11 protein-coding genes are annotated in these 15,698 nt (G+C 75.5%); 9 read left to right on the top strand and 2 right to left on the bottom strand.

The features are described from left to right. Positions 1 to 2 precede the first annotated feature (2 nt). On the bottom strand, positions 3 to 1,217 hold the full coding sequence (locus tag AC3D3D_RS03795; protein ID WP_463660864.1) for a cobalamin-independent methionine synthase II family protein: 1,215 nt from the start codon (positions 1,215 to 1,217) through the stop codon (positions 3 to 5). 205 nt (positions 1,218 to 1,422) lie between these two features. Here AC3D3D_RS03795 and AC3D3D_RS03790 point away from each other — a divergent pair, with 205 nt between their 5' ends. The 9 genes from AC3D3D_RS03790 (at position 1,423) to ffh (ending at position 14,436) form a co-directional block, all read left to right on the top strand. Continuing rightward, the gene (locus AC3D3D_RS03790; RefSeq protein ID WP_463661060.1) at positions 1,423 to 3,132 is read left to right on the top strand and encodes an AMP-binding protein; all 1,710 of its coding nucleotides are present in this window, start codon (positions 1,423 to 1,425) and stop codon (positions 3,130 to 3,132) included. Then, positions 3,129 to 3,557, top strand: a complete 429-nt coding sequence (locus AC3D3D_RS03785; RefSeq protein WP_463660865.1) for a DUF4233 domain-containing protein — start codon at positions 3,129 to 3,131, stop codon at positions 3,555 to 3,557. Before AC3D3D_RS03790 ends, AC3D3D_RS03785 begins: the two co-directional genes overlap by 4 nt. 65 nt (positions 3,558 to 3,622) lie before the next feature. Further along, the gene (ndk, locus tag AC3D3D_RS03780) at positions 3,623 to 4,057 is read left to right on the top strand and encodes a nucleoside-diphosphate kinase (protein WP_463660866.1); all 435 of its coding nucleotides are present in this window, start codon (positions 3,623 to 3,625) and stop codon (positions 4,055 to 4,057) included. A gap of 155 nt (positions 4,058 to 4,212) precedes the next feature. Beyond that, positions 4,213 to 7,794 carry a chromosome segregation protein SMC gene (gene smc / locus AC3D3D_RS03775; RefSeq protein WP_463660867.1) on the top strand — a complete coding sequence of 1,194 codons (3,582 nt, stop codon included), beginning with the start codon at positions 4,213 to 4,215 and terminating at the stop codon, positions 7,792 to 7,794. Positions 7,795 to 7,868: 74 nt separating this feature from the next. After that, positions 7,869 to 9,074 carry a signal recognition particle-docking protein FtsY gene (gene ftsY / locus AC3D3D_RS03770; protein WP_463661061.1) on the top strand — a complete coding sequence of 402 codons (1,206 nt, stop codon included), beginning with the start codon at positions 7,869 to 7,871 and terminating at the stop codon, positions 9,072 to 9,074. A 150-nt stretch (positions 9,075 to 9,224) separates the two neighbouring features. Continuing rightward, a complete protein-coding gene (locus tag AC3D3D_RS03765; protein WP_463660868.1) occupies positions 9,225 to 10,532 on the top strand; it encodes an ammonium transporter in 1,308 nt (435 codons plus the stop codon). Between the two features lie 8 nt (positions 10,533 to 10,540). Beyond that, on the top strand, positions 10,541 to 10,879 hold the full coding sequence (locus AC3D3D_RS03760) for a P-II family nitrogen regulator (protein ID WP_463660869.1): 339 nt from the start codon (positions 10,541 to 10,543) through the stop codon (positions 10,877 to 10,879). Beyond that, a complete protein-coding gene (locus AC3D3D_RS03755) occupies positions 10,876 to 12,765 on the top strand; it encodes a [protein-PII] uridylyltransferase family protein (protein ID WP_463660870.1) in 1,890 nt (629 codons plus the stop codon). The genes AC3D3D_RS03760 and AC3D3D_RS03755 overlap by 4 nt, the downstream gene beginning before the upstream one ends. Before the next feature lie 117 nt (positions 12,766 to 12,882). After that, positions 12,883 to 14,436: a signal recognition particle protein gene (gene ffh, locus AC3D3D_RS03750; protein ID WP_463660871.1), complete on the top strand. Its 1,554-nt coding sequence runs from the start codon at positions 12,883 to 12,885 to the stop codon at positions 14,434 to 14,436. 96 nt (positions 14,437 to 14,532) lie between these two features. Here the strand turns inward: ffh and AC3D3D_RS03745 are convergent, their stop codons facing one another. Further along, on the bottom strand, positions 14,533 to 15,645 hold the full coding sequence (locus AC3D3D_RS03745; RefSeq protein WP_463660872.1) for an amidohydrolase family protein: 1,113 nt from the start codon (positions 15,643 to 15,645) through the stop codon (positions 14,533 to 14,535). Between the last annotated feature and the right edge of the window lie 53 nt (positions 15,646 to 15,698).

Here is a 15,698-nt window from a genome sequence, read left to right as displayed (position 1 = left end):
GGTCAGCCGCGGGCGAGGCGCTCGTTCGCCAGGCGCGTGCCCTCGACGAGCGAGCCGAGTTTGGCCCAGGCGATCTGGGCGTGGACGCGGCCGCCGAGGCCGCAGTCCGTCGAGGCCCACACGCGCTCGGGGCCGACGAGGCGGGCGAAGCGCTCGACCCGGTCGGCCACGAGCTCGGGGTGCTCGAGGACGTTGGTGGCGTGCGAGACGACGCCGGGCAGCAGGACCTTGTCCTCGGGCAGGGTGAGGTCCTCCCAGACGCGCCACTCGTGCTCGTGGCGCACGTTGGCGGCCTCGAAGGAGTAGGCGGCGGCGTCGACGGTGAGCATCGTCGGGGCGATGTCCGCCATCGGCAGGTCGGTGGCGTGCGGGCCGTGCCAGGAGCCCCAGCACAGGTGGAAGCGCACCCGCTCCGTCGGCAGGCCCTCGAGGGCCCGGTTGAGCGCGGCGACCCGCTTCTCGGTGAAGGCCACGTAGTCGGCGACGGCGGGCTCGGGGGTGATCTGGTCGAAGTTCTCCGCCACCGAGGGGTCGTCGATCTGCAGCCACAGGCCGGCCTCGAGGATCGCTGCGTATTCCTCGCGCAGGACCCGCGCCCAGGCGTCGAGGTAGGCGTCCTCGTCGCCGTAGAACCGGTCGGTGATGCGGGAGGCCGAGCCGGGGGACAGGGCGGTGACGAAGCCGCTCTCCGGGCCGCGGCCCTGGGCGGCGAGGGCGTCGACGAGGTGGCGCACGTCGGCGCGCAGGGCCTCCTGCCCGGTGTAGGTCAGCTCGCCGGTGACCACCGGGAAGGGGCGAGGATTGTCGCCGCCGGTCCAGATCCCGGAGGTGGGGTCCCCGTAGGCCTCGGCGAACAGGGCGCGGTCGCGGCGCTGGAGGAAGCCGGTGAGCCGGACGTCGCCGGGCGAGGACCGGACGTCGGCGGTGGCCCAGGAGGCGTCGTCCGGGTCGATGGTCAGCCCGCCGGTGCGGCCGAAGGAGTAGGACCACCAGGCGCCGTAGTCGACCGACTCGCTCATCAGCTTGCCGTACTCGCCGTCGTTGACCTGATCGAGGCCGATCTCGGTCTGGCGGGCGACGACGCCGCCGACCTCGTCGGCGAGCAGCCCGGTCAGCTCCTCGGCGCCGATGCGCTCCTCGGCCCGCGCCGCGTTGGCCTCGATGAGGGCGGCGGTGCGGGGCAGCGAGCCGGCGTGGGTGGTGCGGACCTTCGACATGGTGTCCTCTCGACGACGGGAAGGAAGTACTGGGCGGGCAGTGGGTGCGGGCCGGGGCCCACAGTGGCACCGACCCGCGCGCCGGGTGCGGCCGATGCCGCGCGGTTCCACATCCCGGGACGACGGAGGCGGCGGGACGACGCGGATGACGCGGACGGCGGCCGGGGCGCCGGGGAGGGCGCGCGTCATTACGCTGACTTCCGTGATGGACCACGACGGCGACCGGTCAGGCGCCTACCGACCGGTGTGGCACCGGCTGCGCGAGCGGCGCCACGACGAGGCGGCGGCGCTGGTGCTCGACGACCCCGCGGTGCGCCGCCGGGTGACCTGGCGTGAGCTCGCCGCGGACGTCGAGATCCTCGCCCTCGGCCTGGCCGACGCGGGGGTGCGGCCGGGCCACCGGGTCGGCGTCTCCGTCCCGCCCGGCGTCGAGCTCGCGACCAGCCTCTTCGCGATCCTGCGGATCGGCGCCGTCGCGGTGCTCGCCGACCCCCGGCTCGGCGCCCGCGGCCTGGACCGGTCGCTCGGCGGCGCGGACCTCGACCACCTCCTCGGCACGCCCGTGGCGGCCCGCGCGGCGCGGGTGCGCGGCTGGACCGACCACCGCTACCTCGTGCGCACGCCCTTCGAGCGGTCGATCACCGCCAACGAGCGGCGCCTGCTCGGGCTGCGCGGGGTCTTCGGCGAGCTCCTCGACCACGGCCGCGAGCTCCAGGCCGGCGGCGTCACCCTCCCGGCCGAGCCCGACGCGGACGACGACGCGCTGGTCGTCTTCCAGGCGGCCGGCTCGCTGCGGCCCTCCGGCGTCGTGCACACCCACCGCACCCTGGCGGCGATGTGCGCCGCCACGCGGGAGGTCCTCCCGCTCGACGCCGACCGCGGGCTCGTCGCCGGCTTCGCGCCCGCCGCGCTGCTCGCGCTCGCCGTCGGGGCGCCCGCGGTGATCCCGGGGCACGGCCGCCCCGGCGACCTCACCGGCCACCGGCTCGCCCGCGCGGTCCAGCGCGTGCCCTCCCCGGCGCTGGCCGTCAGCCCCGCGGGCCTCGCCTCCGTCGTCGCCACCGCGAACCGGCTCGGGCCCGACGAGCGGGAGGCTCTGCGGCGGCTGCGCGCCGTCGCCGTCGGCGGGGCCCCGGTGACCGCGGCCGAGCTCTCGCGCGCCGCGACCCTGCTCGGCGACCCCGCGATGCACGCCCCCTACGGCATGGCCGGGCTGCTGCCCTTCACCGACCTCACGCTGCCCGAGCTGCGCGCGGCCGGGGCCTCGAGTGCCGCGGGCACCGGCGGCGGCACCTGCGTGGGCCGCCCGGTCACCGGCGCGCAGGCCGCGATCGTCCCCCTCGGCGAGGACGGGCAGCCGGCCGGCGAGCCCGTGACCACGCCCGGCGTGACCGGGGAGGTCATCGGCGCCGCCCCCCACCTGCGCGACGCCTACCTGGCGCCGGCCGCCGAGCAGGCCCGCGCCCAGATGCTCGCCGGCTGGCACCGCACCGGCGACCTCGGCCACCTCGACGCCGAGGGGCGGCTCTGGCTCGAGGGCCGCGTCGGCCACGAGATCACCACGCCGACCGGCGTCGTCACCCCGGTCGCGCTCGAGATCGCGCTGCGCTCGATCCCGGGGGTGGTCGCCGCCTGCGTCGTCGGCGTGGGCCCGCGCGGGCGGCAGGGGGTCGTCGCGGTCCTCCAGACCGACCGGCGCCACCACCGCGGGGCCCGTGCCCGTGCCGGTGCCGCGCCCGCCGGCCTGGCCGCGGCGGCCCGCGCCGCCGTCGCCGACCTCTGCCCGCCCGGGCTGACCGCCGTGCTGCGCCTGCCGAGGATCCCCGTCGACGTCCGCTACGGCGCGCAGGTCCAGCGGCCCGCCGTGCTGGCCCGCATCCGCCCGGTGCTCGCCCGCACTACCCTGGAGCCGTGACCGACGAGCTCAACCCCGCCACCCCGCCGCCACCACGGCCACCGCGGTCGGCGAAGGTCATGTTCCTCACCGCGATCCTCGCGCTCGAAGCCTTCGTCATGCTCTTCGCCACGCTCGTCGCGCACGGCCTGCGCGCGGCACCGCTGCCCTGGGTGTGGGGCGTGGGGATGTCCGCCATGGTGCTGTGCCTTCTCGGCGCCGGGCTCACCCGCCGGTTCCCCCGGGAGATCGGCGTGGCCGGCTGGTTCATCCAGCTCGGGCTGGTCGCGGTCGCGTTCGTCGTCCCGATGGTGCTCGGCCTGGCGCTGGTCTTCGCGCTGCTGTGGCTGATCGCGCTGCGCACCGGCGGGGACATCGACGTCGAGCGTCGGCAGCGCTACGCCGCCGAGCTCGAGCACCACCGCACCCTGACCTCCGCCGGCTGACCGGCCGGCCGCGCGACCGGACACCCCGGTCCTGACCTGCGCCTCGGCGCCGCTAGGCTGCCCGCATGACCTCCCCGATCGAGCGCACCCTCGTCCTCGTCAAGCCCGACGGCGTCGCCCGGCACCTCACCGGACAGATCCTCGCCCGCCTCGAGGCCAAGGGCTACGCCCTGACCGCGCTGCGCATGCTGACCCCGGACCGCGACCTGCTCGCCGAGCACTACGCCGAGCACGCCGAGCGCCCGTTCTTCCCCGGCCTGGTCGACTTCATGTCCTCCGGCCAGGTGGTCGCCGCCGTCGTCGAGGGGCACCGGGTCATCGAGGGCGTGCGGACCGTCGTCGGGGCGACCGACCCCACCACCGCCGCGCCCGGATCGATCCGCGGCGACCTCGGCCACGAGGGCGGCGGCAAGGTCATCGAGAACCTCGTGCACGCCTCGGACTCGCCCGAGAGCGCCGAGCGCGAGATCGCCCTCTGGTTCGCCACCCCCGCACCGTGACGAGTGAGGAGTTTTCTGCCTGACGAGTGAGCACGGATGTGCTCGCCGGAGGCAGAAAAGTGCTCACTCGCGAGACCAGTTTCCGCTCACTCGCGAGAGGGGAGCGGGGCGCGGGATCCCGCGGATCAGGGGATCGCTGACCTAGGCTCGCGGGCGTGTATCTCAAGACGCTGACCATGCGGGGCTTCAAGTCCTTCGCGTCGGCGACCACCCTGCACCTCGAGCCGGGCATCACCTGCGTGGTCGGCCCCAACGGGTCGGGCAAGTCCAACGTCGTCGACGCCCTCAGCTGGGTGATGGGCGAGCAGGGCGCGAAGTCCCTGCGCGGCGGCTCCATGCAGGACGTCATCTTCGCCGGCACCTCCGGGCGCGCCCCGCTGGGCCGCGCCGAGGTCTCCCTGACGATCGACAACACCGACGGCGTGCTGCCCATCGAGTACACCGAGGTGACGATCACCCGCACCCTGTTCCGCTCGGGCGGCTCGGAGTACCAGATCAACGGCGAGTCCTGCCGGCTCCTCGACATCCAGGAGCTGCTGTCCGACACGGGCATGGGCAAGGAGATGCACGTCATCGTCGGGCAGGGCCGGCTCGACTCCGTCCTCCAGGCCACCGCCGAGGACCGCCGCGGCTTCATCGAGGAGGCCGCCGGGGTCCTCAAGCACCGCCGCCGCAAGGAGAAGGCGCTGCGCAAGCTCGAGGCCACCGCCGCCAACCTCGCCCGCCTGACGGACCTCACCGGAGAGATCCGCCGCCAGCTCGGCCCGCTCGCCCGCCAGGCCGACGTCGCCAGGCGCGCCCAGGTGGTCCAGATCGACCTGCGCGACGCCCGCGCCCGCCTGCTGGCCGACGACCTCGCCCAGCTGCGCGCCGCCGCCGACGCGGCCACAAGCGACACCACCGCGCTGGCCGAGCGCCTGCGGGTGGCTGAGGGTGAGCAGGACGTCGCCCGCCGCTCCCTGGCGTCCCTCGAGCAGGCCGCCGCCGAGGCCGCCCCCCGGCTCGGCGCCGCCACCGACACCTGGTACCGGCTCTCCGGCGCCCGCGAACGCCTCCGGGCGCTCGCCGAGGTCGCCGCCGAGCGCGCCCGCCTGCTCGGCGGGTCGGCGGAGGAGGACCAGACCTCCGACGACGGCTCCCGCCGCGACGACAGCCGCGACCCCGACGTCCTGCAGGCGCGGGCCGAGCAGGCCCGCGCCGCCGAGGCCGAGCTCGGCGTCGAGCTCGACGCCGCCCGGGCCACGCTCGCCGACGCCGAGGAGGAGCGCACCGCCGCCGAGGGCGCGGAGCGGGCCGCCGAGCACGCGCTCGCCGCCGTCCACCGGGCCGTCGCCGACCGCCGCGAGGGCCTGGCCCGCCTCACCGGCCAGGTGGGGGAGCGGCGCTCCCGCCTCGAGGCCGCCCAGGGCGAGCTCGACCGCCTGCACAAGGCCGAGGCCGATGCCCGCACCCGCGCCGAGGAGGCCCAGCGCGAGTTCGACCGGCTTGAGCGGGACGTCGCCGGCGCCGAGGACGGCGAGGAGGACCTCGACGCCGCCTACGAGCAGGCCGCCGACCGCCTCGACGCCGCCGAGAAGGCCGAGGCCGAGCTCGCCGAGACGCTGCGCACCGCCGAGGCCGACCGTTCCTCGGCCCGCTCCCGCGCCGAGGCCCTCGCCCTGGGCCTGGCCGCCTCCGACGCCACCCCCGGCGGCGAGGTCGAGGGTCTGCTCGGCCCGCTGCCCGAGCACCTCGAGGTCGAGCCCGACTGGGCCGACGCCGTCGCCGCCGCGCTCGGTCCGCTCGCCGCCGCCCACGTCGTGGCCTCCCTCGACGCCGCCGTCACCGCCCTGCGCGGCAGCCACGAGCAGGGCACCGGCAAGCTCCGCCTCGTCGTCGCCGCCGACCCCGGCGCCGAGGCCCCCGAGGCCGCCGGTGACCTGCCCGACGGGGTCGTGGCCGCCGCCTCCGTGGTCACCGCGCGCACCGACGTCGCCGTCACGCTGCGGCGGCTCCTCGGCGCCGTCGTGCTCGCCGAGGACCTCACCGCCGCGCGCGCCGCGGTGGCCGAGCGGCCCGAGCTCACCGCCGTCACGCGCGCCGGCGACGTCGTGGGCGCTGCCGCCGTGTCGGGCGGCGGGGGCGAGGAGTCCTCCGTGCTCAGCCTGCACGCCGCCCACGAGCAGGCCCTCGCCGACGCCGAGGCCGCCGCCACCCGCGCCGAGTCCACCCGCTTCGCGCTCGGCCCGGCCCGCGAGGAGGTCGAGGCCGCACGCGCCCAGGTCGCCACCGCGATGGACGCCCTGCACGCCTCGGACGCCGAGCTCTCCGCCGTCACCGAGCGCCTCGGCCGGCTGCGCCAGACCATCCGCGAGTCCGCCGCCGAGATCGAGCGCTCCGGACCGGCCCGCGAGCAGGCCGAGACGGCGCTGGCCGAGCACCGCGAGGTCCTCGGCGAGCTCGCCGAGCGGCTCGAGCTCGCCGGCCGCGAGCCCGCCGAGGCCGAGGCCGACCTCGAGCGCGCCACCACCGAGCGCGACGCCGCCACCGCCGCCGCCCGCGAGGCCCGCGCCAAGGAGACGGACCTGCGCCTGGCCCTGCGCACCGTCGAGGAGCGGGCCAAGGGCCTCGCCGGCCGCGCCGCCTCCCTCGAGGCCGCCGCCCGCACCGAGCGCAACGCCCGGGCCGCCGCCGCCGAGCGCGCCACCCGCCGGCGCCGCCAGGCGGCCGTCGCCGCCGAGGTCGTCGAGCGCGCCGAGGAGGGCATCGCCGCGGCCGACCGCGCCGTCGGGGAGGCCGCCGCCCGCCGCTCGGAGGCCGAGGCCGAGCGCGCCGACCGCGAGCAGGCCACCACCACCGTGCGCGCCCGGCTCGCCGAGCTCGACCAGGACCTGCTCCGGCTGCGCGACGCCGCCCACCGTGAGGAGCTCGCCCGCACCGAGCACACCATGCGCGTGCGCCAGGTCGAGGAGCGCGCCGTCACCGAGCTCGGCACCGATCCCGACGTCCTGCTCGAGGAGTACGGCCCGCACGTGCTCGTCCCCTCGACGGCGCCGCTCGCCGACGGCGAGGAGGCCCCCGACCCGGTCCCGTTCGTGCGCGCCGAGCAGGAGAAGCGTCTCGCCCGCGCCGAGAAGGACCTCGCGCGGCTGGGCAAGGTCAACCCCCTGGCCCTCGAGGAGCACGCCGCCCTCGAGGAGCGCCACCAGTTCCTCACCGAGCAGCTCGCCGACCTCACCCGCTCGCGCGAGGACCTCCTGCAGATCGTCAAGGACATCGACGCCCGCGTCGAGGAGGTCTTCACCGCCGCCTTCCACGACACCGCCGAGCAGTTCGAGCGGGTTTTCCCCCGCCTGTTCCCCGGCGGCGAGGGCAAGCTCGTGCTCACGGACCCGGACGACATGCTCACCACCGGCATCGAGATCGAGGCCCGCCCCGCGGGCAAGAAGGTCAAGCGGCTCTCGCTGCTCTCGGGCGGCGAGCGCTCCCTGACCGCGGTGGCGCTCCTGGTGGCGATCTTCACGGCCCGGCCCAGCCCGTTCTACGTGATGGACGAGGTCGAGGCCGCCCTCGACGACGTCAACCTCGGCCGCCTCATCGAGATCTTCGCCGAGCTGCGCGAGTCCTCCCAGCTCATCGTCATCACCCACCAGAAGCGCACGATGGAGGTCGCCGACGCGCTGTACGGCGTGACCATGCGCGGCGGGCTGTCCACCGTCATCTCCCAGCGCATCGAACGGGCCGACGCCTCCGCGTAGCGAGGCGCCGTGGGCGCACCCCGGACGGGCCGACGGCGGGCCTAAGACCCTGCCACACTGGTGCCGTGGACACCCTGCAGATCGTTCTCGTCGTCGTCGGCGTCCTGCTCGTCATCGGGCTGGTCGCCGGACTCTGGCTCGTCCCCTCGCGGCGCAAGGGGGACCAGCAGCTCCCGCCCGCCGAGCGCAGCCCCTACCCGGGCGACGCCGAACCACCGGCCGGCGCCTCGGCCCCCACCGCCGTCCTCGACGAGCCCGGCACCGACGTCGCCGAACCCGGGACCGACACCGACGTCGCCGAGCCGGAGGTCGCCGAGCCGGCCGCCCCCACCCTCGAGGAGCCCGAGACCGTCCGGTCCCGGATCCAGCGCCTGCGCGCGCGCCTGGCGAAGTCCGGTTCGTTCGGCCAGGCCCTGCTCTCGATCCTCTCGCGCGAGAAGCTCGGCGAGGAGGACTGGGAGGAGCTCGAGGAGACCCTCCTGCTCGCCGACGTCGGCATCGGCCCGACCACCGAGCTCATCGACACCCTGCGCACCGAGGCCAAGGTCACCGGCGCGGCCGACGCCGGCGAGGTCCGCGAGATCCTGCGCCGCGAGCTCCTCGAGTTCGTCGGCCCCGACGCCGACCGGAGCCTCGACCTCAGCCCCGTCGTCGGCGACGACGGCGCACCCCACCCGGCCACCGTCCTCGTCGTCGGCGTCAACGGCACCGGCAAGACGACGACGATCGGCAAGCTCGCCCGCGTGCTCGTCGCCGAGGGGCACTCCGTCGTCCTCGGCGCCGCCGACACCTTCCGCGCCGCCGCCGCCGAGCAGCTGACCACCTGGGGCGAGCGCGTCGGCGTGCCCGTCGTGCGCTCCGAGACCGAGGGCGCCGACCCCGCCTCGGTCGCCTTCGACGCGGTGCGCACCGGCCGCGAGGCCGGCACCGACGTCGTCGTGGTCGACACCGCCGGGCGCCTGCAGAACAAGGCCGGCCTCATGGAGGAGCTGGGCAAGATCAAGCGCGTGATGTCCCGGCAGGCGCCGGTGCGCGAGGTCCTGCTCGTCCTGGACGCCACCACCGGCCAGAACGGCATGCAGCAGGCGAAGATCTTCTCCGAGGCGGTGGCCGTCACCGGCATCGTGCTCACCAAGCTCGACGGCACCGCCAAGGGCGGCATCGTCGTCACCGTCCAGCGCGAGCTGGGCGTCCCGGTGAAGTACGTCGGCCTCGGCGAGGGCCCCGACGACCTGGCGCCCTTCGTCCCCGAGGACTTCGTCGACTCCCTGCTCAGCTGAGGCGCGCGGGGCCGGCCCCGCGCCACGACACACGATCGTCACCTGGCGGCAACGGTCGTCATCCGGGCGAAACACCAGACGTCACCGAGCGAAACACCGCCGCGCGAACCTCCTGCCATGACCGGCCGACCGAGCCGGTGAGGAGGAGACATGAATCTGGTGACGGTGACGGCCGTGACCCCCGAGCTCGACACGGGGGCCACCGCCTGGATGCTGATGTCCGCCACCCTGGTGCTGATGATGACCGTGCCCGCGCTGGCCCTGTTCTACGGCGGCATGACCCGCTCGCGCGGCGTGCTCAACATGATGATGATGAGCTTCGGCGTCATCGCCGTGGTCGGCGTGATCTACCCGCTGTGGGGCTACTCGATGAGCTACGGCGGCTCCATCGGCGGCATCCTCGGCAACCCCTTCGACGGCTTCGCGCTGTCCGGCCTGGTGACCGACGCCGACGGCGCGTTCCTCCTCGACGACCTGGGCGTCCCCGCCTACGTCGGGGTGGCGTTCCAGTCGACCTTCGCCATCATCACCACCGCCCTGATCTCGGGCGCGATCGCCGACCGCGTGAAGTACTCGACATGGCTGGTCTTCGCCGCCCTGTGGGTGACCCTGTCCTACTTCCCCATGGCCCACATGGTCTGGGGCGGCGGCCTGCTCTCCGGCGACGGCCCCTTCGGCTCCATCGCCGAGCCCATCGACTTCGCCGGCGGCACCGTGGTCCACATCAACGCCGGCATCGCCGGCCTCATCCTCGCCCTGGTCGTCGGCAGGCGCCGCGGCTTCGGCAAGGCGCCCATGCGGCCCCACAACCTGCCCCTGGTGATGATCGGCGCCGCCCTGCTGTGGGTCGGCTGGTTCGGCTTCAACGCCGGCTCCGCCTTCACCGCCGACGGCGTCGCCGGCCTCGCCTGGGTCAACACCACCTCCGCGACGGCGGCCGCCATCCTCGGCTGGCTCGTCACCGAGCGCCTGCGCGACGGCCACATGACCTCCCTCGGCGCCGCCTCCGGGACCGTCGCCGGCCTGGTCGCCATCACCCCGGCGGCCGGGGCGCTGGGCCCCGTCACCTCCATCGTCATCGGCGCGATCGCCGGCGCACTCTGCGCGCTCGCCGTCAGCCTCAAGTACCGCTGGAAGTTCGACGACTCGCTCGACGTCGTCGGCGTCCACCTCGTCGGCGGCCTCGTCGGCACCGTGCTCGTGGGCGTCCTCGCCGACGAGACCGGCCTGATCTTCGGCCACGGCGCGAGCCAGCTCCTCGTGCAGATCCTCATCGCTGTGGTCGCCATGGCCTACGCCGGGGTGGTCACGTTCGTCATCGCGCTGGCGCTGAGGGTGACAATGGGCTGGCGCATCAGCGAGGACGAGGAGGTCACCGGCATCGACACCGTCGAGCACGCCGAGAGCGCCTACGAGGGCATCGGCACCGGACGCCTGCTCACCGGATCGGAGAAGTGAGGACAGACATGAAGCTCATCACCGCCATCATCCAGCCGTTCCGGCTCGAGGACGTCAAGGCGGCCCTCGAGGCCGCCGGGGTCTCGGGTATGACCGTCTCCGAGGCCAACGGGTTCGGCCGCCAGCACGGCCACACCGAGGTCTACCGCGGCGCCGAGTACGAGGTCCGCCTGGTGCCCAAGGTCCGCATCGAGGTCCTCGTCGACGAGGAGGTCGCCGACACGGTCGTCGACGCCGTCGTCGGCGCCGCGCACACCGGCCGCATCGGCGACGGCAAGGTCTGGGTCTCCGACGTCTCCCAGGTCGTGCGCGTGCGCACCGGCGAGCGCGGGTCCGAGGCGCTGTGACCCCGGCGGGCGGACCGCGGCTCCTGGCGGGGCTGCGGTCCGCCCGCCTCGCCGTCCCCCCGCCCGACCCGGCCGCCCTCGCGGCGGGGGACCGGACGCCGGGCCGGGAGTACCGCTCCGCCCTGGCCGACCTCACCGACGCCGCGCTCGCCGAGCTGTGGTGGCAGGCCGCCGAGGGGCTGGGTCAGGACCTGGGCCGCGGCGTCGCCCTGGCCTGCGTCGGCTCCCTCGGGCGCCGCGACGGCGGACCGCTGGCCGACCTCGACCTCGTCCTCCTCCACGACGGCACCCGGCACGACGCCGACCTCGACGCCCTCACCGACGCCCTGTGGTACCCGATCTGGGACGCGGGACTGGCCCTCGACCACTCCGTGCGCACGCTGGCCGACTGCCGCTCCGTCGCCTCGACCGACGTCCCAGCCGCCGTCGGCCTGCTCGGGATGCGGCACGTCGTCGGGGACGCCACCCTCGGCGCGGAGGCCGCCTCGGCGGTGCTGGCCGACTGGCGCGGCGCGGCCCGCGTGCGCCTGGCCGACCTCACCGGGGCGGTCGAGAGCCGCGGGCGGCGCCTGGGCGACCTCGCCCACCTCGTCGAGCCCGACCTCAAGGAGTGCCGCGGCGGCCTGCGCGACGCCCGCATCGTCCTCGCCCTGGTCGCCAGCTGGCTCACCGACCGCCCGCACGGCACCGTCGACGACGCCGTCGCCCACCTGGGCGACGTGCGCGACGCCCTGCACCGCGTGACCGGACGAGTCACCAACCGGCTGACCATGCGCGCCCAGGACGCCGTCGCCGCGGCCATGGGCCTGGGCAGCCGCGACGGCGGGAGCAACCCCAGGAGCGACGCCGAGCTCGCCGAGCTGCGCGCCTCCGTCCCTGCCCCGGGCGCTCCGCCGGGGCGCACCGAGGTCGGTGCCGACCCGGCCGACGAGCTCCTCGCCGGCGTCAGCGCGGCCGGCCGCACCATCCGGCACGCCCTCGACACCACGCTGCGCAGCGCCCGTCGCGCCGCCACCCGCCCCCGCCGCCGGCTCATCCTCGACGCCCTGCGCGCCGGCCGGGGACCCCGGCTGACCACGATCGCCGAGGGGCTCGTCGCGCACGAGGGGGAGGTCGTCCTCGCCCCCGGGGTCCGGCCCGAGGCCGAGCCGCTGCTCGCCCTGCGGGCCGCCCGTGCCGCCGTCGAGGGCGGACTGCCGCTGTCCCCGGTCACCGCCGGTGCGCTGGCCGCCTGCCCCGCCCCGGTGGGCCCCGACGGCACCTGGCCCCCGGAGGCGCTCGCCGACCTCCTCGCCGTCCTGGCGGCGGGGGAGCGCGCCCTCGAGGCCCTCGACACGCTCGATCTGGCCGGCGTCGTGGCGACCTGGCTGCCCGAGTGGGCCCCCGTGCGCAACCGCCCCCAGCGCACCGCCGTGCACACCCGCACCGTCGACCGGCACCTCCTGCTCACCGTCGCCGGCCTCGCCGAGCTGGTCCCCACGCCGGGGCTGACCGCCGCCGGCGGCCCGGGCGACGCGCGCCTGCTGCTCGCCGCGCTCCTGCACGACATCGGCAAGCTGCCCGGCGAGCGGGACCACGCCGCCCGCGGGGCGCACATCGCAGGCCCCGTCCTCGACCGGCTCGGGGTGCGCCCGGCCGACCGCGACGACGTCGTCACGCTCGTCGCCGAGCACCTCCTGCTCGCCGAGACCGCGACCGGACGGGACCTCAAGGACCCGGCCGTCGTCGCCGAGGTCGCCCACCGGGTCGGCACCCGGGAGCGCCTCCACCTGCTGCGCGCCCTGACCGAGGCCGACGCCCGGGCCGCCGGACCGCGCGCCTGGACCTCCTGGCGCGCCGACCTCGTCGACCGGCTCACCGCTGCGGTGGACGCCACGCTCACCTGAGTGCCCGACCCCGCTGCGGGGGCGGGCCCGTTGTTACCCTTGCGGGCAACGCCCGGGCCGAGCGCGCGAGCCCCAGCCGGACCACGCGCCGCCGCCACCCCACGACGAAGGACCCACGTGTTCGCCAGCCTCTCCGACCGGATCACCGGCGCCTTCAAGGGCCTGCGCGGGAAGGGCCGACTGTCCGCGGAGGACGTCGAGACGACGATCCGCGAGATCCGCCGGGCCCTCCTCGAGGCCGACGTCGCCCTGCCCGTGGTCCGCCAGTTCTCGGCCGCCGTGCGCGAGCGCGCCACCGGCGCCGACCTGTCCAAGGCCCTCAACCCCGGCCAGCAGGTCATCAAGATGGTCCACGAGGAGCTCGTCGAGATCCTCGGCGGCGAGTCCCGCGACCTGTTCATCGCCAAGCACCCGCCGACGGTCATCATGCTCGCCGGCCTCCAGGGCGCCGGCAAGACCACCCTGGCCGGCAAACTCGGCAGGTGGTTGCGCGAGCAGGGGCACACCCCGCTGCTCGTCGCCTCCGACCTCCAGCGCCCGAACGCCGTGAACCAGCTGCAGATCGTCGGCGAGCGCGCCGGCGTGCCGGTCTGGGCGCCCGAGCCGGGCAACGGCATCGGCGACCCGGTCCAGGTGGCGCGCACCGGCGTCGAGCGGGCCCGCCAGGCCATGCACTCCGTGGTCATCGTCGACACCGCCGGCCGCCTCGGCGTCGACGAGGAGATGATGCGGCAGGCCGCGGACATCCGCGACGCCGTCCGGCCCGACGAGACCCTCTTCGTCCTCGACGCCATGATCGGCCAGGACGCGGTCACCACCGCCAACGCCTTCGCCGAGGGCGTCGGCTTCACCGGTGTGGTCCTGTCCAAGCTCGACGGCGACGCCCGCGGCGGCGCCGCCCTGTCCGTGCGGGGCGTGACCGGCGTGCCGGTGCTGTTCGCCTCCACCGGCGAGAAGCTCGAGGACTTCGAGCGCTTCCACGCCGACCGGATGGCCTCGCGCATCCTCGACATGGGTGACGTCCTCACCCTCATCGAGCAGGCCGAGCGCACCTACGACGCCGCCGAGGCGGAGAAGCTCGCCGAGAAGCTCGCCGGCGACGACTTCACCCTCGGCGACTTCCTCGGTCAGCTCCAGCAGATCAAGAAGATGGGCTCGATGAAGAAGATGCTCGGGATGCTCCCGGGCATGGGTCAGATGCGTGACCAGCTGGACAACTTCGACGAGCGCGAGGTCGACCGGGTCGAGGCCATCGTCCGCTCGATGACCCCCGCCGAGCGGGACAACGTCAAGATCCTCAACGGTTCGCGCCGCTCGCGCATCGCCAAGGGCTCGGGCACCACCGTCGCCCAGGTCAACTCGCTCCTCGAGCGGTTCGACCAGGCGCGCACGATGATGCGGAAGATGTCCTCGGGCGGCGGGGGCATGCCGGGGATGCCCGGCGGCCCGGGCATGGGCGGCGGCAAGAAGTCGAAGGGCCGCCAGGCGCCGCAGGTCAAGAAGAAGAAGGGCAAGAGCGGCAACCCCGCCAAGCGCGCACAGCAGGAGCGCGAGCTCGCCGCGCGCGCGTCGGCGCCGTCGGGTGCCTCCTTCGGCGGGGGAGGGACCGGCCCGGTCCAGCCGAAGCCGGAGGACGTCGACCTCGACCAGCTCCAGAAGTTCCTCCGCTGACGAGAGAGCAGTGATCTGCCTGACGTGTGAGCAGGTCGAGTCGGCCGTGCTCACTCGCCAGGCAGAAAGCCGCTCACTCGTGAGGCAGAACGACGCTCACTCGTCGGGACAGCGGCGGCCGCGGAGGATGACGGCGGCTGGCTCCTTCGTCACGGCCAGGTCCTCGCGCGGGTCGGCGTCGTAGACGACGAGGTCCGCGCTCGCCCCCTCCTCGATCCCGGGCAGGCCGAGGTAGGCCCGACCGTCCCAGGTCGCGGCCGCCAGCACGTCGGCCGCCGGGATGCCGAGCTCCACGCAGGCGACCAGCTCTTCGGGCAGCGACCCGTGCTCGTTGTACCCGCCGGCGTCGGAGCCCATGAGGACGCGCACGCCCGCGTCCACGGCCCGCCCCCAGTGCTCGGCCCGGCGCGCGTGCATGTCGAGCATCCGCCGCGCGTAGACCGGGTACTTTGTGCCCGCCTGCGCCGCGAACTCCGGGAAGCGCCCCACCTGCATCGCCGTGACCGTCACCGGGATCCCGCGGGCGGCGACCTCGGCCATGTGGTCACCGGTCATGCCCGTGGCGTGCTCGAGGCAGTCGACGCCGGCGGCGAGGAGATCGTCGAGAGTCTCGGTCGCGAAGGTGTGCACCGTGACGCGCGCGCCGTTCTCGTGGGCGGCGGCCACCGCGTCGGCCAGCACCTCGCGCGGCCACAGCGGGGCGAGGTCGGCATCGGCGCCCGCCGAGCGGTCGATCCAATCGCCGACGAGCTTGACCCACCCGTCCCCGCGGCGGGCCTCCTCCGCGACGGCCTCGGGCAGCAGCGCGACGTCGTCGAGCTCACGGGCGAACCCGCGCATGTAGCGCTTGGGCCGGGCGATGTGCCGCCCGGCGCGAACCAGGCGCGGCAGGTCGTCCCGGTCGTCGACCCACCGCGTGTCGACCGGCGCACCCGCGTCGCGCACGAGCAGTGTGCCGCTGTCCCGCAGGGCCAGCGCCTGACGCTCGGCCTCGGCGACGTCCACCGCGCCCTCGGGGCCCAGCCCCACGTGCGCGTGCGCGTCGACCAGGCCGGGCACGACGACTCCCCGCACCTCCTCGAACCCGCTCGCCCCGGGCGGGGGAGCGAGGTGGACGACGCCGTCGTCGACCCAGATCTCTTCCAGCGTGGTCGCGCCGTCGACGAGGACGGTGCCGGTCAGGTGCAGCGGCCGGGGCTGTGCGCTCATGGTGACGAGCGTCCCATGCCTTGACGCCTCTTCGGTTCTGTGGTTCATTAGTC

This window comes from Georgenia sp. X1117, assembly GCF_057784635.1.
Note: the sequence above shows the minus strand (reverse complement) of the source record. Positions and strands in the feature narration are given on the sequence as shown.